Here is an 18,886-nt window from a genome sequence, read left to right on the forward strand (position 1 = left end):
GATTTATAATGGCGGGCCTACGTTCCACCGCACGCCCGTTGCCACTCCATGCCCGATCTGCTCGCGAATCTCAACCCTGAACAATACGCCGCCGTCACGTTGCCGAACGAACCGGCGCTGATCCTCGCGGGGGCGGGCAGCGGCAAGACGCGGGTGCTGATCACGCGGATCGCATGGCTGATCCAGCAGGGCTACGCGTCGCCCGCGACCGTGCTCGCCGTCACCTTCACGAACAAGGCCGCGCGCGAGATGATGGCGCGGCTGTCGGCGATGATGCCGATCGATACGCGCGGGATGTGGATCGGCACGTTCCACGGCCTGTGCAACCGGATGCTGCGCGCGCACTACCGCGACGCGGGCCTGCCGCAGACCTTCCAGATCCTCGACACGTCCGACCAGCTGTCCGCGATCAAGCGGCTGATGAAGGGCGCGAACATCGACGACGAGAAATATCCGCCGAAGAACGTCCAGTACTTCATCAACAACGCGAAGGAGCAGGGGCTGCGGCCGGACAAGGTCGACGCGACCGACAGCTTTAACCGCAAGTTCGTCGAGATCTACCAGGCGTACGACCAGCAGTGCCAGCGCGAAGGCGTCGTCGATTTCCCCGAGCTGCTGCTGCGCTGCTACGAGCTGCTCGCGCACAACCCGCCGCTGCGCGCGCATTACCAGGCGCGCTTCAAGCACATCCTCGTCGACGAGTTCCAGGATACGAACAAGCTGCAGTACGCGTGGCTCAAGCTGCTCGCGGGCGGCCAGAACGCGATCTTCGCGGTCGGCGACGACGACCAGTCGATCTACGCGTTCCGCGGCGCGAACGTCGGCAACATGCGCGACTTCGAGGACGAGTTCCGCGTGCGCAACCTGATCAAGCTCGAGCAGAACTACCGGTCGCACGGCAACATCCTCGACGCGGCGAACCACCTGATCTCGAACAACGCGCACCGCCTCGGCAAGAACCTGCGCACCGACGCCGGCCACGGCGAGCCCGTGCGCGTATACGAGGCGACGACCGATTCGCAGGAAGCCGGCTGGATCGTCGAGGAGGTCCGCTCGCTGATCAATACCGGGATGGCGCGCAGCGAGGTCGCGATCCTGTACCGCAGCAACGCGCAGTCGCGTGCGATCGAGCACACGCTGATGACGGCCGGCATCCCGTACCGCGTGTACGGCGGCCTGCGCTTCTTCGAGCGGCAGGAAATCAAGCACGCGCTCGCGTACCTGCGCCTGATCGACAACCCGAACGACGACACCGCGTTCGCGCGCGTCGTGAACTTCCCGGCGCGCGGCATCGGCGCGCGCTCGATCGAGCAGCTCGCCGACGCGGCGCGCCTGTACGGCTGCGCGATGGCCGCCGCGATCCCGTACGTGACCGGCAAGGCCGGCACGAGCCTCGGCGCGTTCGCGAACCTGATCGCGAAGATGCGCGCCGACACGCAGCAGATGAGCCTGCCGGAGACGGTCGAATACGTCGTGCGCGCGAGCGGCCTCGCCGATTTCTACCAGGGCGAGCGCGAAGGCCAGGACCGCCTCGAGAACTTGCAGGAACTCGTCAACGCGGCGACCGCGTTCGTCAGCGAGGAAGGCTACGGGCTCGACACGCCGGCCCGCGCGATCCCGCTGCGCGCGGGCGCGATCGCGGCGCCCGAGCTCGGCGCGGCGGCGGACGGCGCCGTCGTCGACGTGCTCGACCCGGCGGCCCCGGGCGACCCTGCGCAAAATCCCGACACGATGACGCCGCTCGCGGGCTTCCTGTCGCACGCGTCGCTCGAGGCCGGCGACAACCAGGCGCAGGCCGGCCAGGACGCGGTGCAGTTGATGACGGTGCATGCGGCGAAGGGCCTCGAATTCGCGGCGGTGTTCATCACCGGTCTCGAGGAGGGGCTGTTCCCGCACGAGAACAGCGTGCTCGAATCCGACGGCCTCGAGGAGGAGCGCCGCCTGATGTACGTCGCGATCACGCGCGCGAAGGAGCGGCTCTACCTGTCGTTCGCGCAGAGCCGGATGCTGCACGGGCAGACGCGCTACAACGTGCGCTCGCGCTTCTTCGACGAGTTGCCGCAGCACGTGCTGAAGTGGCTGACGCCGAAGGTCGAGGCGGGCGCGCGCTGGGGCGGCGGCCGCAGCGACAACGCGGGCTGGGGCCGCGACTGGTTCGCGCGGCCGGGCGCCGGGCGCGAGCAGATCGTCGACGCGGCCGTGTCGGCGCCGCTGCCCGCGTTCGCGAACCAGCAGCGCGCGGCCGACACCGGCTTCCGGGTCGGCCAGCAGGTGTTCCACACCAAATTCGGCGAAGGCACCGTCACCGCGCTCGAAGGCAACGGCGCGGACGCGAAGGCCCAGGTGAAATTCAAGCGGCACGGCGAGAAATGGCTCGCGCTCGCGGTCGCTAAACTGCAGGCGGTGGAATGAGCATGGATATCAAGGCTTCGTCGCCGGGCAAGCCGCTCGGCATTCTCGCCGCGCTGCCCGAGGAACTCGGCGACCTGATCGCCGCGATGCGCGCCGAGGGCGCGGTCGAGACGGTCACGCTCGGCCGCCGCGACTATCACGTCGGCACCGTGCACGGCGCGGCGTGCGTCGTCACGCTCGCGCGGATCGGCAAGGTCGCGGCCGCCGCGACGGTCAGCGCGCTGATCCACGTGTTCGGCGTCGCGGGCGTCGTGTTTACGGGTGTCGCGGGCGGGGTCGCACGCACGGTGCGGGTCGGCGACGTCGTCGTCGCGGATACGCTGCTGCAGCACGATCTCGACGCGTCGCCGCTGTTTCCGCGCTACGAGGTGCCGCTGCTCGGCGCCACGCATTTCGACACCGACGCCGAGCTGTCCGCGCGCCTGAAGGCCGCGTGCGCGCAGTTCATCGCGGAAGAGGGCGGCGCGCTCGCCGAACGCTTCCGGCTGGCCGGCGCGCAGTTGCGCAACGGGCTCGTGATCAGCGGCGACCGCTTCGTGTCGAGCGAGCGCGAGGTCGTCGCGCTGCGCGACGCGCTGCCGGACGCGCTCGCGGTCGAGATGGAAGGGGCGGCGATCGCGCAGGTGTGCGTCGAGCACGGCGTGCCGTTCGCGCTCGTGCGCACGATCTCCGACACCGCCGACGATCACGCGACCCAGTCGTTCTCGCGTTTCCTGTCGGAAATCGCGAGCAGCTATTCGTCCGGCATCCTCAAGCGTTTCCTGACGCTGCATGCGGCGACGGCGGCCTGAGCGCCGCCGTCGCCCGGTCTCCCGCGAGCCCGGCGCGCATCGCCGCGCGCCGGGCTCGCGCATTTCACGTCACGCCTGCTATGCGCGCCGGCTGCCTTCGAGGTTCGGCAGGAACACCGTCAGCACGCCGATGAGCGGCAGGAACGAGCACACCTTGTAGACGAACGCGATGCTCGTCGCGTCGGCGAGCTGGCCGAGCACCGCCGCGCCGACGCCGCCGAGCCCGAACGCGAGGCCGAAGAACAGGCCCGCGACCATGCCGACCTTGCCGGGCATCAGCTCCGTCGCGTACACGATGATCGCGGCGAACGCGGACGCGAGCACGACCCCGATGATCACCGTCAGCACGCTCGTCCAGAACAGGTTCGCGTACGGCAGCAGCAGCGTGAACGGCGTGACGCCCAGGATCGACACCCAGATCACGTACTTGCGGCCGATGCGGTCGCCGATGGGCCCGCCGATCAGCGTGCCGGCGGCCACGGCCGCGAGGAACACGAACAGGTGGAACTGCGCGGCCTGCACCGACAGGTGGAACTTGTCGATCAGGTAGAACGTGAAATAGCTGTTGATGCTCGCGAGATAGAAGTACTTCGAAAACACGAGCAGCACCAGCACGCCTGTCGCGAGCATCACGCGGTTGCGCGGCAGCGTCGCGTGCGCGGCCGGCGCGCCCTTCCTGCGCATCGACGGATGCCGCTTGTACCAGTGGCCGATCCGCGTGAGCACGACCATCGCGACGAGCGCGGCGGCCGAGAACCACGCGATGCTCGGCTGGCCGTGCGGGATCACGACCAGCGCGGCGAGCAGCGGCCCGAGCGCCGCGCCCGCGTTGCCGCCGACCTGGAACACCGACTGCGCGAGCCCGTGCTGGCCGCCCGACGCCATCCGCGCGACGCGCGACGATTCCGGATGGAACACCGACGACCCGCAGCCGACGAGCGCCGCGGCGACCAGCAGCGCGCCGAAGCTCGGCGCGACCGACATCAGCAGCAGCCCTGCCAGCGTGAAGCCCATGCCGACCGGCAGCGAGTACGGCTGCGGGCGCTTGTCGGTGTAGAGGCCGATGAGCGGCTGCAGCAGCGACGCGGTGATCTGGTAGGTCAGCGTGATCAGGCCGATCTGCGCGAACGACAGCGCGAACTGGCTCTTGAGCATCGGATAGATCGCGACGATCAGCGACTGGATCATGTCGTTGAGCAGGTGCGAGAAGCTGATCGCGCCGAGCACCGGATAGACGGTGCGGGCCGCGGGGGCGGCAGGCGCCGCGTGCGGCAAGGGGGCGGCCGGCGCGGCCTGGCCGGCGGCGCGCGTGTCGAGGCTGGTTTCCATGTGAGCTGAGCGGGTTGGGGTAGCGGGACGCGCTCGGTGCGGACGGCGCGTTTGGATCGTTGCAGCGTCAAGCGAGTGTAATGTGGCGCGTTGTGAATGTCCGGCCAAGTTTTGTCGCAAATCAGACATCGAGGGGCGCATTGCCGCTCGCGCGCCTTTTTGGCCGGGTATAACGCTGGCGGTGTGCGCCGTGTCGGGCTGGGTCGTGCCGGATGCGCGTTTCACCGGACTCAAGGAATGCCGCCGGCTGCCGTAGAACCGACGAAACAACCAGACGGGCGCGCCGCCCCGGACGCCGGCCACGAGCCGCGCCGGGGCGGACGCGCGGGCGCGACAGCCATCGCGGTGAAGCCGGACCCGACCTTTCCGGCAGCGTGATCAAAATGGGGACTCTATCGATGAATGCAGCTTCACTGCGTCCGCAGGCGGGCGCTCCTGTCGACGCGCCGGGCGACGGCGCCAAGCGTGCCGCCCGGCGTGCGCGCCAACCCTGGAGCGTCAAGGCGACGCTGCGCGCCGCGTTCGCGGTGCTGCTGGCCGGCACGCTCGCGATCGGAGTGTTTTCGCTCGCGCAGATCAGCCGCCTGAACGGCTCGATCGCGTCGGTCTACGAGCAGGGGCACGTCGCGAGCCGTGCGGCGCAGGAAGTGCGGGCCGAAGTGCTGCGGGCGAGCCGCGCGCAGAAGATGCTGCTGACCGCGACGACCGCGAAGGAGCGCGACGAGCTCGGCGCCGAGATCGACGCGGGGCTCGCGTCGATCGGCAAGGCGCTCGGCGCGCTGCAGCGCGACGCGGACCCGGCCGACGCGGACGATTCGGCGCGGCTGCGCGCGTTCGCGTCGGCGGTCGGCGGCTGGAGCGGCCATCTGCGCGATTTCGTCACGCTGGTGCGCGCGCAGCCGCTCGACCTGTCGCAGATGAACTGGCAGGTCGGCACGCAGGACGTGTCGCTGCTCGTCGAGACGGGCAAGCTCGAGAAGCTCGTCGCCGAGCTCGTGAAGACGCGCGGCGCGAAATCGAAGGCGACGCTCGATGCGTCGTCGACGATCTTCTCGTCGTCGTTTGCGATGATCGCGGCGTCGACCGTCGCGCTGATCGCGCTCGCGATCGTGATCGCCGAGCGGGTCGTGCGCCGCCTCGTCGCGCAGCTCGGCGGCGAGCCCGCGTACGCGAAGGCGATTGCCGCGGACATCGCGCGGGGCGACCTGACGAAGTCGATCGCGCTCGACAGGCGCGACCGCGACAGCATGGTCCGCGCGCTGTCCGACATGCAGGCCGGGCTCGCGACGACGGTCTCCGAGATCGCCGTCAGCGCCGAGGCGATCGCGGCCGCGTCCGGCGAGATCTCGATGGGCAACCTCGACCTGTCGCAGCGCACCGAGCAGCAGGCGGTCGCGCTCGAGAAGACCGCGGCCAGCATGGAGCAGCTGACGTCGACGGTGCGCCAGAACGCGGAGAACGCGCGGCAGGCGAGCGCGCTCGCGGAGAACGCGTCGACGGTCGCGGAGGCGGGCGGCGAGGTGGTCAACCGGGTCGTCGCGACGATGAGCGAGATCGACGAGAGCGCGAAGAGCATCCGCGACATCATCGGCGTGATCGAGGGCATCGCGTTCCAGACCAATATCCTCGCGCTGAACGCGGCGGTCGAGGCGGCGCGTGCCGGCGAGCAGGGGCGCGGCTTCTCGGTGGTGGCGGGCGAGGTGCGCTCGCTCGCGCAGCGCGCGGCGACCGCGGCGAAGGAAATCCGCGCGCTGATCGGCGCGTCGGTCGAGCGCGTCGCGAACGGCGCGGCGCTCGCGCACGACGCGGGCCGCACGATGGGCGACGTGGTGCGCGCGGTGAAGCGCGTGACCGACATCATCGGCGAGATTTCGGCCGCGTCGAGCGAGCAGAGCGCGGGCATCGACGAGATCGGCCGCGCGGTCACGCAGATGGACGCCGGCACCCAGCAGAACGCGGCGCTCGTCGAGCAGGCCGCCGCCGCGGCGCGCGCGCTCGACGATCAGGCGCAGGCGCTGAAGGCGCTGGTCGGGCGCTTCCGGTTCACGGCGCCTGCCGGCGCCTGACGCGCGCGGCACGCGCCGGCAGGGGATTGCGGCGGCCCGGCGGCCCGGCGGGCCGCCGCGCGTTACGACTTCTTCTTCTGCTTGTCCGGATCGATGATGACCGTGCAGGTCGTGCCGGCCGACAGCAGCACGCCGTCGGGCACTTCGTCGATCTTGATCCGCACCGGCACGCGCTGCGCGAGGCGCACCCAGTTGAAGGTCGGGTTCACGTCGGCGACGAGGTCGCGGCTTTGCGGATTGTCGCGGTCGAAGATGCCGCGCGAGATGCTCTCGACGTGGCCCTTCAGCACGCCGCCGCTCATCAGCCGCATTTCGGCCGGCGCCCCGACGGTCACGCGCGGCAGCTTGGTTTCCTCGAAATAGCCGTAGACCCAGAACGACTGGCTGTCGACGATCGCGAGCTTGGCCTGGCCGGCCACCGCGTAGTTGCCCTTGAACGTCTGCAGGTTCGTGATGTAGCCGTCGACCGGCGCGACGACGCGCGTGCGCTCGAGATTGAGCTTCGCGGCATCGAGCGCGGCGAGCGCCTGCTGGTACTGCGCGTCGGCGCTCGTCGCGCTGTGCGCGGCGTTCTCGCGGTTTTCCTTCGACACGACGAGCGCGTCGAGGTCCGCGCGGCGGGCCGCGTCGTCGCGGCGCATCTGCAGTTCCGCGCGGCGGGCGGCGACGGCCGCCTGCGCCTGCTCGACCGCGATCTGGTAGTGCGACGGGTCGATCTGCATGATCAGGTCGCCTTTCTTCACGAGCTGGTTGTCGTGCACCGGCAGCTCGACGATCGCGCCCGACACGTCCGGCGCGACGTTGACGATCTCGGCGCGCACGCGCCCGTCGCGCGTCCACGGATCATCCATGTAGTGCACCCACAAAGAGCGCCCGATCAGTATCGCGACGATGAAGATGATGGCCGTCGCGACGAAGCCGAAGAGTTTTCGCAGGATCATGATGGTTGTGGTTCAACGGTAAACGGCGAGGCTCAGCCCGCCGCAGATGCAGACGAGAAGGCAGGCCCGGAACAGCGACGGGTGCCAGACGAGACGGTAGAGCCCGGTATAGGCGAGCAGCCGGTCGACGGCCCACGTCGCCAGCGCGCCGATGACGAACATCAGCACGACCGTGGGCATGTAGGCATCGAGGATGGCGAGTTCACGCGGCATCATGACGAGGTTCCTTGTTGGGGGGCGCGGCCGCGGTTCAGCGACGCGAGCGGCGATTCGGGATCGAGCAGCGCGGTGCGCACGAAATGCAGGTGGCTCAGGATGCGCTGCAGCCGGTGGCGTTCGTCGCGCGGCGGCGCGAGCGCGATCAGCGCGGCGAGCGCCTGCCGGGTCGCGTCGATCGCCGCGTTGGTGGCCGCGAGCGTCGCGTCGAAGCGGTCCGCGGCCGGTTTCTCGAACAGCGCGGAGAGGGTGTCGCGCATCGTGTCGATCGCGCTGCGCCACGGCGTTTCCGGCGCGTAGTGCGGGGCGGCCGGCAGCGCCGCGAGTTCGTCGCGCAGGTCGATCGCCGCGTTGCCGGCCTCGAGTACCGCGAACATCCAGCGCAGCGCGTCGCGCTGCACGTCCGGCTGATCGGCCGACAGCGTGTGCGCCTGGTACATCAGGTCGCGCGCGCCGCTCTCGAAGCGGGTGCGCAGGCCGGCGAGGCGTGCATGGCAAGCCGCGACGGCCTGGTGCCGCAGGTCCGCGAACAGGCGCTTCTTCAGCCACGGCGCGGTCGGCGGGAACAGCACCGCGAACGCGATCGCCGACGCGAGCATCGACAGCACGAGCGCGAGCGCGTCGTTCATGAAGCTCGACGGGTCGTAATGCGTGATGCTGTCCGGGCCGGCAAGGAAACAGAAGAAGATCAGGTAGCCCATGCCGTAGCCCGCGAGCTTCGGCTTCAGCGTCATATAAATGCCGATCGCGAGCAGCGGTGCGAGCGCCGCGCACAGCAGGACGAAGCCGTCGATCCGCGGGTAGATCCCGAACATCAGCAGAAAACCCGTGCAGACCGCGAGCGCCGTGCCGATAGCCATTTGCGCGGACATCGCGGTCGGGCGCGGCGTCGACGACGCGAGTGCGCAGGTCGCCGCTGCCGTCAGCACCAGCGTGACGCCGTTCGGCCAGGCGCTCTCGATCCAGAACCAGCCGAGCGCCAGGATCACCGTCGCGGTGCGGATGCCCGCGATCACGGCGGCCGTCAGATTGGTGCGCGGCTCGTAGCGCTCGATCCAGCGTTCGCGCTCGTGCGTCGCGGTCGCGAGCGACGCATAGGTCGCCGCATACGCCTGCAGGTCGGTGATGAAGCGGTACAGCAGTTCGGCGGCCGTGTCGAAGTCGAGCAGCGGGAAGTCGGGTTGCGTTTCGAGTTCCGCGCGCGTTGCGCGGATGCGGCGCGGCAGCGCATCGCGCCACGCGAGCAGTTGCTCGGCCGAGTGCGCGGCGTCGGCCGACGTGCGCACGGGGCCGCCGTTACGCATGAGCAGCGGTGCGATCTCGCGGAAATACGGTTCGATCGCAGCGATCGCGGCCTGCGCACCGGCAGCGTGCAGCCGGTTCATCAGCTGGTGCAGCGCGTGAAAGCGGCTCGATGCGCTCATGAACTCGCTGTTCAGCCGCGCGAGACGGCCGCTGCGCATGCGCGTGTCGGGATCCTCGAACACGGCCATGCTGCGCGCGGCCTCGAATCCGACCACGTCGGCGACGAAGCGGGTATGGATGGTTTCGATGTGCGCGCGGTCGAGCTGACCGGACAGCGCCGACGCGACGTAGTCGACGAAACTTCCGAAGCGCTTGCGTACCGTCGTGCGCATCTGCTCGCCCGTGTACTGCGGAAACACGAGCGCGCTGACGACGCCGGCCGACACGATCCCGACGATTACCTCGGAGACGCGCGTCATTGCGCTCATGAATGCGCCGTCCGGGTGTTGCGATGCGGGCAGGCCGATCAGCGCGGTCGTATAACCGGCGAGCAGGAAGCCGTAGCTGCGGAAGTTGCGGTTGCGCGCGGCGCCGGCCGTGCACAGCGCGATCCACAGCGCGATGGACAGCAGGAACAGCTGCGGCTGCTGCGGAAACAGCGAGACGAACGTGAGCGTCGCGACGAGTCCGAAGATCGTGCCTGCGACCCGGTAGAAACTCTTCGCGAACACGGCGCCGCTTTGCGGCTGCATCACGATGAACACGGTCGTCATCGCGGTCTTCGGCGCCGGCAGGTCGAGGCGCATCGACACGCCGAGCGCGATGAACGCCGCGAGCAGCGCCTTGACGAGATAGAGCCAGGCGACGCCGTCGGTGCGGGCCCAGTCGCCGAGCGCGGCGAGCCACGCGGACGGCGGATGGCCGGCGGGCGGGGAGGTGGAGGAGGTGGCTGGCATGACGAGCGCTCCGCGTTACCGGGCCGCCGGCGCGCGGGCCGCGTCGGCGCGTGCGAGCGGCGCGGCGCCGCCGGCTTTCGGATTCGACGCAGCGGCAGCCGGCGCCTTGGCGCCCGAGGTGGCGGCCGATGCTTTGGGGCCCGACGCTCCGGCGCCCGACGTAGCGACGCCCGACGCTTCGGCACCCGGCGTAGCGACGCCCGGCACATCCTCACCCGTCTCGACGCCGCCGCCGAGCGCGGCCATCAGCGCCGCGTGCGCGGACAGGCGCTCCGCGTCGATCCGCGCGGCCGTTTCCTGCGCACGCAACAGCTGCTGCTGCGCGACCAGCACGTTCACGTAATCGGTCAGGCCGCGGCGGAAGCCTTCGCGCGACAGCTGATAGCTGCGGTCGTTCGCGGCCACCGAGCGTGCGGCATCCTTCTTCTGTGTATCGAGCGAGCGGATTCGCACGACCTGGTCGGCGATGTCCTTGAGCGCGCCGACGATCGTCTGGTTGTAGCGCTCGACCGCCTGGTCGTAGCCGGCCGACGCCGCGCCGAGCTGCGCGCGCAGCCGGCCGCCTTCGAAGATCGGCAGCGACAGTGCCGGGCCGGCGGTCCAGCCGCCGTTCATCGCGCGCAGGAAGTCGGCGAACGGCGCGGTCACGCCGAAGCCGCCGACGGTTGCGAGCAGGTCGATGTTCGGATAGAACGCGGCCTTCGCGACGTCGATGCCGCGCGCCTGCGCGTCGACCGTCCAGCGCGCCGCGACGACGTCCGGCCGGCGGCCGAGCAGGTCGGCCGGCAGCGCGGACGGCAGGCCGGCCGGCGCGTCGAGCGCGAGCTTCGGCCGCGCGATCGAGTCGCCCGCGCCCGGCCCCTTGCCGGCGAGGGCGGCGAGCTGGTGGCGGGCGAGCTGGATCGCTTCCTCGTAAGTATCGATCTGGCGTTCGTAGTCGGGCAGCGTCGATTCCGCCTGGCTGACCTCGAGCTGCGTGCCGAGGCCGGCCTGCAGCCGCTTGCGCGCGAGGTCCGCGAGCGCGCGCTGGCGCTCGAACGTGTCGTGCGCGAGGTCGAGCAGCGCGTAGTTCATCGACAGCCCGACATAGGCGCGCACGACGTTGACCTCGAGTTCGAGACGCGCCGCGCGGGCGTCGGCCGCGCTCGCGTGCGCGACGTCGAGCGCGCGCTCGGTCGCGTTCTTGTCCTTGCCCCACAGGTCGAGGTGATACGACAGGCCGAGCGTGCCGGTGTTGTTCCAGGTGTCGGCGTTCGCGAGCGGCCCCGGGCCGTAGAACACGTTGTCCGGCCAGTGCTGGCGCATCAGCGACAGGTTGCCGTTGATCTGCGGCAGTTCGGCCGAGCGGGCGACGCGGGCCATCGCCTGCGCCTCGCGCACGCGCGCCTGCGCGGCGGCGAGCGTCGGGTTGCCGGCCTGCGCGGCGGCGATCCACGCGTCGAGCTGCGGATCGCGATACGCGCGCCACCAGTCGGCCGCGGGCCAGCCCGCATCGCGATCGGCCGCACGGATGGCCGCGCCGGCGTCGAGCGCGCCCGGATCGATCTGCGTGGACTGCGGCTTGTTGTCGCCCATGCTCGCGCATCCGGCCATTATTAATGAGACTGCAAGAACCGCGAGTGCGAGCGTCCCTTTTATTGCCGGAGACTGCACGATTTTCTCCCTTTCGGATATAGATGAGCCGAGTGGGATTATATTTTTAGGCAATTGCTGAATATACGGACAACGGTGCAAGTCATTTTTACAAAAGCTGAGATAATATTTGTTGGCGAGCGTGTAACAATCCTCCCCGATTCTCACGGGTAATGGCATGGATACGTTACAGAACATGCGGGTATTCATGCGCGTGGTCGATGCGGGCAGTTTCACCGCGGCCGCGCAGCAGATGAATTCGACGACCGCCTATACGTCGCGCGCCGTCTCGGACCTGGAGGCGCACCTGCGCACCCGGCTCCTGAACCGGACCACGCGCCGCATCGCGCTGACCGAGGCCGGCGAACGCTATCTGCAGCGCTGCGAACAGATCCTCGCGTATGTCGACCAGGCGGAAGCGGAGGCGAGCGACGCGCATGCGCGTCCGTCGGGCAAGCTGAAGGTGCACTGCTTCACGAGCCTCGGCCAGCACTACACGGTGCCTGCGGTGTCGCGCTATCGCGAGCGCTATCCGGACGTGCACGTCGACCTGACGCTCGCGCAGCGGATGCCGGACCTGCTCGACGAGGGCTACGACGTCGCGATCGTCGTCGGTCGCGACCTGCCGGATTCCGGGCTCGTGTCGCAGCGGCTCGGCGAATCGTACAGTGTCGTCTGCGCGTCGCCGCGCTACCTCGAGCAGCACGGCGTGCCGCAACAGCCGCAGGATCTCGCGCGTCACGCCTGTCTCGGCATGGTCGCGCCGGGCTTTCACTACGACGACTGGACGCTGTCCGGGCCGAACGGCGACGAGCATGTCGCACTGCCGGCGCCGCCGTTCCGCGTGAACGTCGCCGAAGCGCTCGCGGTGGCCGTGCGGGAAGGGATGGGCATCGGCGTGCTGCCGATCTACTCGGCGATCGCCGGGCTGCGCAACGGCCATTTCGTGCGCGTGATGCCCGAGTACCGGTCGCACGTGATGAACATCTACGCGCTGTATCCGTCCCGTCAGTATCTCGACGCGAAAATCCGGACCTGGGTCGATTTCCTGCGCGACGAACTGCCGGCGACGCTCGACGCCGACGAGGCTGCGCTGGAGCAGTTCACGCGCGCGACATGACGTCGCGGGATCGCGAAATCTGACGAGATTTGTCGTTCGCGCAACACTTTTTTACGGTCGTCCGGCGGACAGTTTGATACTGTCTGGCTCAGAGTGATCTGCAGCAATACGGAGAAGCAATGGATACGCACCTGATGATCGGCCTTGGAATCCTGTTCGGCGTGATCGGCGCCGTCGCGTCGCGCGACCTGCTGCGCGCAATGAAGGCGCGGCTGCAGCCGGCGCCGGTCCGGGTGCGGTCGGCGTCGGAAGCCGCGCGCCGCCTCGGGCGCTGAAGCGGCGGGGCGGTCTAGCGGATGGCCGCCTCGTCAAGCACGACGACCTTGTCCCACGCGAACGCGGTGTTTTCCAGTTCGCCGGTGCGCCGGCGAATGTAGCCGCGCGGATTGCAGACGACGCGCGTGCCGCCTTCCGTCACGTAATCGAATGAAGTATGCGTGTGGCCGTGCACCCAGAGGGCAACCGGCGCGCGCACCATCCCCGCCAGATCGTTGACGAACCCGGCCGACACCGGATCCTGCGCATAGCGCTCGGCGAGCGAGCGCCGGTGCGGTGCATGATGGGTCGCCACGATCGTCGTGCCGGCGAACGGCGCAGCCAGCTGTGCCTCGAGCCACGCCCGCGACCGGCGGTGCAGCGCGAGCGCATCGGCCGGCGTGAAATCGCGCTCCGCGCCGCGTTCCGGCGCATCGCTGCCCGCATGGACCGCCGCGTCGTGCGGCCACGTCACCTGGATCAGTCCCTTGAAATCGAGCATCACGCGCGACGCCGCGTCGATCGCGCGCGCGACGCTCGCATCGTCCGCGCCGAACAGCGCGAAGTCGGTCCACAGCGTCGTGCCGAGCACCCGGAAGCGCCCGGCCGGATCGACGTAGACGTCGTTGTTCAGGTAATGCACGTTGTCGAGCGCGCGCGCCGCGTCGCGCATCGCCGCCTCGAGCGCGCCGAACTCGCCGTCGTAGTACTCGTGGTTGCCGGGAACGTAGATCACCGGCACCTCGGGATCGAACGTCTCGGCGGCCCAGCGCAGGCCCTCCGCGTGGTTGTGGATGTCGCCGGCCAGCACGACGAGATCCGCGTCGGCATGGGGGATCACGTCGGGCAGGTTGCTTTCGAGATGCAGGTCGGACAGCACGCGGATCTTCACGAACGTCGCTCCGAAACAAGTGGCTTCAGCGTAGCACTTTGCCGGGGTTCATCAGGCCGCGCGGATCGAGCGCGGCCTTGAGCGTGCGCATCAGCCCGATCTCGACCGGCGACTTGTAGCGCTGCGCATCGTCGATCTTCAGCTGGCCGATCCCGTGTTCCGCGCTGATCGTGCCGTGATGGCGGTGCACGTTGTCGTAGACGATCCGGTTGACCGGCGCCTGATATTCGGCGAGGAACGCCTTCGGGTCGCCGCCTGCGGGCGTCTGCACGTTGTAGTGGAGGTTGCCGTCGCCGAGATGGCCGAACGTCACCATCCGCGCGCCCGGCGCCGCCTGCTGGATCGCCGCGTCGGTCTCGTCGATGAAGCGCGCGATCGACGAGATCGGCACCGCGATGTCGTGCTTGATGTTGAGCCCTTCGTCGGCCTGCGCGAGCGGGATGTGCTCGCGCAGGTCCCAGAACGCGCGCGACTGCGCGAGGTTCTCCGCGACCACCGCGTCGACCACGATGCCGGCCTCGAATGCCTCCTCCATCAGCTTCTCGGACAGCGCGCGCGCGTGCGCTTCGCTCTCGTTGTCCGACAGTTCGAGCAGCACCGTTTGCGGATGCGTGCGATCGAACGGGTAGCGCAGCTGCGGATAATGCTTGCCGACGAGCTGCATGCAGAAATCCGACATCAGCTCGAAGCCCGTCAGCAGCGGCCCGGCCGCGCGCTGCGCGAGCGCGAGGAAGTCGAGCGCCGCATGCGGCGATTCGAGTGCGGCAAGCGCCGTGACCTGCGCGGCCGGCTGCGGGTGCAGCTTCATCACGGCGGCGGTGATGATGCCGAGCGTGCCTTCGGCGCCGATGAACAGGTCGCGCAGGTCGTAGCCGGTGTTGTCCTTGCGCAGCCCGCGCAGGCCGTCCCAGATCTCGCCCTGCGGCGTCACGACCTCGAGCCCGAGGCACAGCTCGCGCGCGTTGCCGTAGCGCAGCACCGCGGTGCCGCCGGCGTTGGTCGCGAGGTTGCCGCCGATCGTGCAGCTGCCCTCCGCCGCGAGGCTCAGCGCGAACAGCCGGCCGGCGTCGCGTGCGCGGGCCTGCACGTCGGCGAGGATCACGCCGGCCTCGACGGTGATCGTGTTGTTGTGCGGATCGAGCGCGCGCACGCGATTGACGCGCGCGAGGCTCAGCACCGCCTGCCCGCCGCTCGCGTCGGGCGTCGCGCCGCCGGCCAGGCCCGTATTGCCGCCTTGCGGCACGAGCGCGACGCCGTGCAGGTTCGCGAGCTTCACGAGCGTCGCGACTTCGGCGGTGTTCGCCGGTCTCAGCACCGCGCACGCGGACCCTTTGTAGCGGCGGCGCCAGTCGGTCAGGAACGGCTCGGTGTCGTGCGCGTCGGTCAGTACGTAGTCCGCGCCGATCGCGTCGCGGCAGGCGGAAACGAAAGCTTCGGAAGATTTCATGGCGGTCGGTCGCGTATGGATCAGGGCGCGGCGCGCGATTTTTTCGCTGCGCGTTTGAACGGCGCGACGTACGCAAGCGCCGCCGCGAAGAAGCCGACGGCGAGCGCGGTCTCGCACCAGCCGAGCGTCGCGGACAGGCCGCGATCCGACATGCCGCGCACGACGCCTTCGGCGAAATAGACGAGGATCAGCATGCTCGCCCATTGCATCGTATAGATGTTACGCCGCCAGACGCCGGGCAGCGCGAGCGCGAGCGGCACCGCCTTGAGCATCAGCGCGGACCCGCCGGGCCGCAGCGGTGCGAGCCGCAGCTCCCACGCGAGCGACAGCGCGATCAGCGCGACGAGGCACGCGGCGGCGGCCAGCGCATGGCACGGCCGGGCGGCCTGAGCGGGGCGGGCGGCGGATTCGGGCGGGTTCATGCGGCGGCCCGCGCGTCGGCGAGGGCGCTGGCCGTGCGGGCCAGCCGGGCGCCGAGCGCGGCGGCCAGCGCCTTTTCGTCGGCGGACAGCCCGCCGGGCGCGGCGCGCTCGTGCCGCGACACGTGCGACGCGCCGTACGGCGTGCCACCCGTCTGCGTCGTGCTGAGCGCGGATTCGGTGTACGGGATGCCGACGATCATCATCCCGTGATGGAGCAGCGGCAGCATCATCGACAGCAGCGTCGATTCCTGGCCGCCGTGCAGGCTGCCGGTCGACGTGAACACGCACGCGGGCTTGCCGGTCAGCGCGCCGGACAGCCATTGCGGCGTCGTGCCGTCGAGGAAATACTTGAGCGACGCGGCCATGTTGCCGAAGCGGGTCGGCGAGCCGAGCGCGAGGCCCGCGCATTCCTCGAGATCGCGCAGTTCGGCGTACGGCGGGCCGTCGTCCGGGATCTCGGGCGCGGTCGCCTCGCATACGGCCGACACGGGCGGCACGGTGCGGATGCGCGCCTGCATGCCCGGCACGCTGTCGATGCCGTGCGCAATCGCGAGCGCGAGATCGCGCGTCGCGCCGTGACGGCTGTAATAAAGCACGAGGATGTCTTTCATGGGCAAAGGGGCGTTCTCGCGGCGGCGCCTGTGCGCGCCGTGCGCGAACCGCCCCTGCCGGATTGAGCGGCTATTATAGGGGCTGAAGCCGTCGTGCGAAGCGACGGTGCGCGCCGTACGGCGCAGCGGACGTCGAAGGAGGAAACCGTTTGCCGAAGTTGAGCGTCGATCTCGACACCATCAAGCGCCTCGCGCGCTTCGCCGCGAAACGCAGCGCCGAGGACCGCATCCCGCAGGTGGCGGGCAGCCTCACGTTCACGACGATGCTGGCGCTCGTGCCGCTCGTGACGGTGGCGTTCGCGCTGTTTACCGCGTTCCCGATGTTCGCGTCGTTCCAGATCTCGCTGCAGGGGTTCCTCGCCGATCACCTGATGCCGGCGCAGTTCAACGTCCAGATCTTCAAGTACCTGAACCAGTTCGCGTCGAAGGCGAAGGGCCTGACCACGGCGGGCCTGATCGTGCTCGTCGTCACGTCCGTGATGACGATGATGACGATCGAATCCGCGTTCAACCTGATCTGGCGGGTGCGCAAGCCGCGGCCGTTCGCGCAGCGGGTGCTCGCGTACTGGGCGCTGATCACGCTCGGGCCGCTGCTGTTCGGCGTGAGCCTGTCGATCTCGTCGTACCTGTTCACGCAGTCGCTCGCGTTCACCGGCGCGGCGCCGACGACGTCGGTCGTCGAATGGCTGCTGACGTTCGCGTCGCTGCCGCTGACGGTGCTCGCGTTCACGCTTCTTTACGTTTATCTGCCCAATTGCACGGTCGCGTGGCGCGACGCGGTAATCGGCGGGTTGTTCGCCGCGATCGCGTTCGAGCTTGCGAAGCGCGGCTTCGGGTACTACGTGAGGCGGATTCCGACCTACACCGCGGTGTACGGTGCGTTCGCCGCGCTGCCGGTGTTCCTGCTGTGGGTGTACCTGAGCTGGTTCATCGCGCTGCTCGGCGGGATGGTGACGTCGGCGTTGCCGGCGATCCGCGTCGGTCAGTTCCACCGCATCCACTATCCGGGCAGCGACCTGCTCGATGCGCTGGAACTGCTTGCGCGGCTCGGGCAGGCGCGCGCGGCTGGCAAGCCCGGCTATTCGGCGCTGCGGCTCGCGGCAATGTTGCGCTGCGACATCGAGACCGCGCAACGCTTGCTGGCGCTGCTGGAGGAGCGCGAGTGGGTGGCGCGGCTGGAAGGCGGCGACGGCGCGCAGCGTTACGTGCTGCTCGCGAACCCCGAGCAACTGACGCTCGCGCAACTGTTCGACGTGCTGGTGATCGACCGGACCGAGCTGACCTACCAGCTGCAGCGGCGCCGCACCCATGTCGACGGCGCGGCCTTGCTCGCGGTGCTGTCGAGCGACCGCTTCGACGTGTCGCTCGCGTCGCTGATCGCCGCACACCGGCACGCGGACGCGCATCCGGCCGCCGCGGCGATCGCGCCCGCGCCGGGGAGCGCGGACCCGCACGCGCGGCCGCCCCGCACCGCGTGAGCCACCGTCACAGCGGGATCTTGCCGGTGCAGATGTCCCTGAACATCACCCAGTCGCCCATCAGGCTGTAGATCGGGTGGCGGAAGGTGGCGGGGCGGTTCTTCTCGAAGAAGAAGTGCCCGACCCACGCGAACGCATAGCCGCACACGACGGCGGCCGGCAGCCAAAGCCAGTCGCCAGTCGCGATCGCCATCGCGACGCAGCCGATCACGCCGAGCGAGCCGATGAAGTGCAGGCGCCGCGACGTCAGGTTCTGGTGTTCGTTCAGGTAGTACGGGTAGAAATCAGCGAAGCTGGCGAAATGCTCAGTTTGCGAATGCGCCATGGCCGTCTCCTCGGGCCGCTGTCCATGAAGCCATTGTGCGGCGAGCGGCGGGCGGCCGCAAGCGTGCCGGCTGGCCTCCGCTTTCCTTTTGACAGGCTTTCCGATAGGATCGAAAGCCGGTTTTGCATATATGCATGAGGGGACTACGATGCGCGTCAGCGATATTCTGAAAGTCAAGGGCAACACGCTGTTCACGGTGACGCCCGATACGCCGCTGCGCGAAGCGGTTGATACGATGGCCGAACACGACATCGGTTCGCTCGTCGTGATGGAGTACGGCGATCTCGTCGGGATGCTGACGTTCCGCGAGATCATTCTGCGCCTGCGCGAAAACGGCGGCGCGATCGGCGAGGTCCAGGTCCGCAAGGTGATGGACGAGCCGCTCACCTGCACGCCCGAAACGGACGTCAACGAAGTGCGCCGGATGATGCTCGAGCGCCACGCGCGCTACATGCCGGTGCTCGACAAGAAGGTGCTGATGGGCGTCATTTCGTTCTACGACGTCGCGAAGACGGTCGTCGAGGCGCAGAGCTTCGAGAACCGGATGCTGAAGGCGTACATCCGCGACTGGCCGGAGCCGGAATCCGAAGCCCACAAGCCGGTCGCCGGCTGAACGCCGCGCCCGTGCCGCCCCGTCCGGCGCGGGTGCATCCTTCCAGCGCGGCGGCGCGGGCCAGGCCTGCGCCTGCGGCGCTGCCTCTCCTCCGATAACCAGGGCCCGCGCAGCTTCGCCGAGACGACGCGCGCA

Annotated in this window: 17 protein-coding genes; 7 read left to right on the top strand and 10 right to left on the bottom strand. The window is 69.3% G+C overall.

Annotated elements, in window-relative coordinates; genetic code table 11:
- Positions 1 to 48: 48 nt before the first annotated feature.
- Both KY49_RS05950 and KY49_RS05955 read left to right on the top strand, forming a co-directional pair.
- Positions 49 to 2,412: a UvrD-helicase domain-containing protein gene (locus KY49_RS05950; RefSeq protein WP_042583770.1), complete on the top strand. Its 2,364-nt coding sequence runs from the start codon at positions 49 to 51 to the stop codon at positions 2,410 to 2,412.
- 2 nt (positions 2,413 to 2,414) lie between these two features.
- Positions 2,415 to 3,203 (top strand): 5'-methylthioadenosine/adenosylhomocysteine nucleosidase, encoded by a 789-nt coding sequence (locus tag KY49_RS05955; protein WP_088580844.1) that lies wholly within the window; start codon positions 2,415 to 2,417, stop codon positions 3,201 to 3,203.
- 78 nt (positions 3,204 to 3,281) lie between these two features.
- Here KY49_RS05955 and KY49_RS05960 read toward each other — a convergent pair whose 3' ends face one another.
- A complete protein-coding gene (locus tag KY49_RS05960; protein ID WP_042583772.1) occupies positions 3,282 to 4,532 on the bottom strand; it encodes an MFS transporter in 1,251 nt (416 codons plus the stop codon).
- Between the two features lie 398 nt (positions 4,533 to 4,930).
- Between KY49_RS05960 and KY49_RS05965 the strand changes: the two genes are divergently transcribed.
- Positions 4,931 to 6,598: a methyl-accepting chemotaxis protein gene (locus KY49_RS05965; protein WP_042583773.1), complete on the top strand. Its 1,668-nt coding sequence runs from the start codon at positions 4,931 to 4,933 to the stop codon at positions 6,596 to 6,598.
- Positions 6,599 to 6,660: 62 nt separating this feature from the next.
- Here the strand turns inward: KY49_RS05965 and KY49_RS05970 are convergent, their stop codons facing one another.
- Genes KY49_RS05970 through KY49_RS05985 form a run of 4 tightly spaced genes read right to left on the bottom strand, consistent with a single transcriptional unit; the run spans position 6,661 to position 11,609 of the window.
- The gene (locus KY49_RS05970) at positions 6,661 to 7,539 is read right to left on the bottom strand and encodes an efflux RND transporter periplasmic adaptor subunit (RefSeq protein ID WP_042583774.1); all 879 of its coding nucleotides are present in this window, start codon (positions 7,537 to 7,539) and stop codon (positions 6,661 to 6,663) included.
- 12 nt (positions 7,540 to 7,551) lie between these two features.
- Positions 7,552 to 7,755: a DUF1656 domain-containing protein gene (locus KY49_RS05975; protein WP_010092591.1), complete on the bottom strand. Its 204-nt coding sequence runs from the start codon at positions 7,753 to 7,755 to the stop codon at positions 7,552 to 7,554.
- Positions 7,752 to 9,956 (bottom strand): FUSC family protein, encoded by a 2,205-nt coding sequence (locus tag KY49_RS05980; protein ID WP_042583775.1) that lies wholly within the window; start codon positions 9,954 to 9,956, stop codon positions 7,752 to 7,754. The genes KY49_RS05975 and KY49_RS05980 overlap by 4 nt, the downstream gene beginning before the upstream one ends.
- A gap of 15 nt (positions 9,957 to 9,971) precedes the next feature.
- Positions 9,972 to 11,609 carry an efflux transporter outer membrane subunit gene (locus KY49_RS05985; protein ID WP_082062303.1) on the bottom strand — a complete coding sequence of 546 codons (1,638 nt, stop codon included), beginning with the start codon at positions 11,607 to 11,609 and terminating at the stop codon, positions 9,972 to 9,974.
- A 157-nt stretch (positions 11,610 to 11,766) separates the two neighbouring features.
- On the opposite strand from KY49_RS05985, the gene KY49_RS05990 reads away from it, so the two are divergent.
- Positions 11,767 to 12,708 carry a LysR family transcriptional regulator gene (locus KY49_RS05990; protein WP_042583777.1) on the top strand — a complete coding sequence of 314 codons (942 nt, stop codon included), beginning with the start codon at positions 11,767 to 11,769 and terminating at the stop codon, positions 12,706 to 12,708.
- A 119-nt stretch (positions 12,709 to 12,827) separates the two neighbouring features.
- Positions 12,828 to 12,983, top strand: a complete 156-nt coding sequence (locus tag KY49_RS38050; RefSeq protein WP_010092586.1) for a hypothetical protein — start codon at positions 12,828 to 12,830, stop codon at positions 12,981 to 12,983.
- A gap of 14 nt (positions 12,984 to 12,997) precedes the next feature.
- On the opposite strand, the gene KY49_RS05995 is transcribed toward KY49_RS38050, so the two are convergent.
- The 4 genes from KY49_RS05995 to wrbA are packed head-to-tail and all read right to left on the bottom strand — an operon-like array spanning position 12,998 to position 16,335.
- Entirely contained in the window at positions 12,998 to 13,855 is an 858-nt protein-coding gene (locus tag KY49_RS05995) for a metallophosphoesterase (RefSeq protein ID WP_042583778.1), read from the bottom strand.
- 25 nt (positions 13,856 to 13,880) lie between these two features.
- A complete protein-coding gene (locus KY49_RS06000; protein ID WP_042583779.1) occupies positions 13,881 to 15,302 on the bottom strand; it encodes an FAD-binding oxidoreductase in 1,422 nt (473 codons plus the stop codon).
- Positions 15,303 to 15,322: 20 nt separating this feature from the next.
- Positions 15,323 to 15,724 carry a DUF2069 domain-containing protein gene (locus KY49_RS06005; RefSeq protein WP_042583780.1) on the bottom strand — a complete coding sequence of 134 codons (402 nt, stop codon included), beginning with the start codon at positions 15,722 to 15,724 and terminating at the stop codon, positions 15,323 to 15,325.
- On the bottom strand, positions 15,721 to 16,335 hold the full coding sequence (wrbA, locus tag KY49_RS06010; protein ID WP_042583781.1) for an NAD(P)H:quinone oxidoreductase: 615 nt from the start codon (positions 16,333 to 16,335) through the stop codon (positions 15,721 to 15,723). The genes KY49_RS06005 and wrbA overlap by 4 nt, the downstream gene beginning before the upstream one ends.
- A 149-nt stretch (positions 16,336 to 16,484) precedes the next feature.
- On the opposite strand from wrbA, the gene KY49_RS06015 reads away from it, so the two are divergent.
- Positions 16,485 to 17,813, top strand: a complete 1,329-nt coding sequence (locus KY49_RS06015) for a YihY family inner membrane protein (RefSeq protein ID WP_042583782.1) — start codon at positions 16,485 to 16,487, stop codon at positions 17,811 to 17,813.
- Between the two features lie 7 nt (positions 17,814 to 17,820).
- Here KY49_RS06015 and KY49_RS06020 read toward each other — a convergent pair whose 3' ends face one another.
- Positions 17,821 to 18,138: an Mpo1-like protein gene (locus tag KY49_RS06020; protein ID WP_042583783.1), complete on the bottom strand. Its 318-nt coding sequence runs from the start codon at positions 18,136 to 18,138 to the stop codon at positions 17,821 to 17,823.
- Positions 18,139 to 18,286: 148 nt separating this feature from the next.
- Between KY49_RS06020 and KY49_RS06025 the strand changes: the two genes are divergently transcribed.
- Positions 18,287 to 18,751: a CBS domain-containing protein gene (locus tag KY49_RS06025; RefSeq protein WP_042583784.1), complete on the top strand. Its 465-nt coding sequence runs from the start codon at positions 18,287 to 18,289 to the stop codon at positions 18,749 to 18,751.
- The last annotated feature ends 135 nt before the right edge of the window (positions 18,752 to 18,886 follow it).

Origin of the sequence: Burkholderia sp. MSHR3999 (assembly GCF_000833595.1) — a bacterium.
Classification (GTDB): Bacteria; Pseudomonadota; Gammaproteobacteria; order Burkholderiales; family Burkholderiaceae; genus Burkholderia; species Burkholderia ubonensis.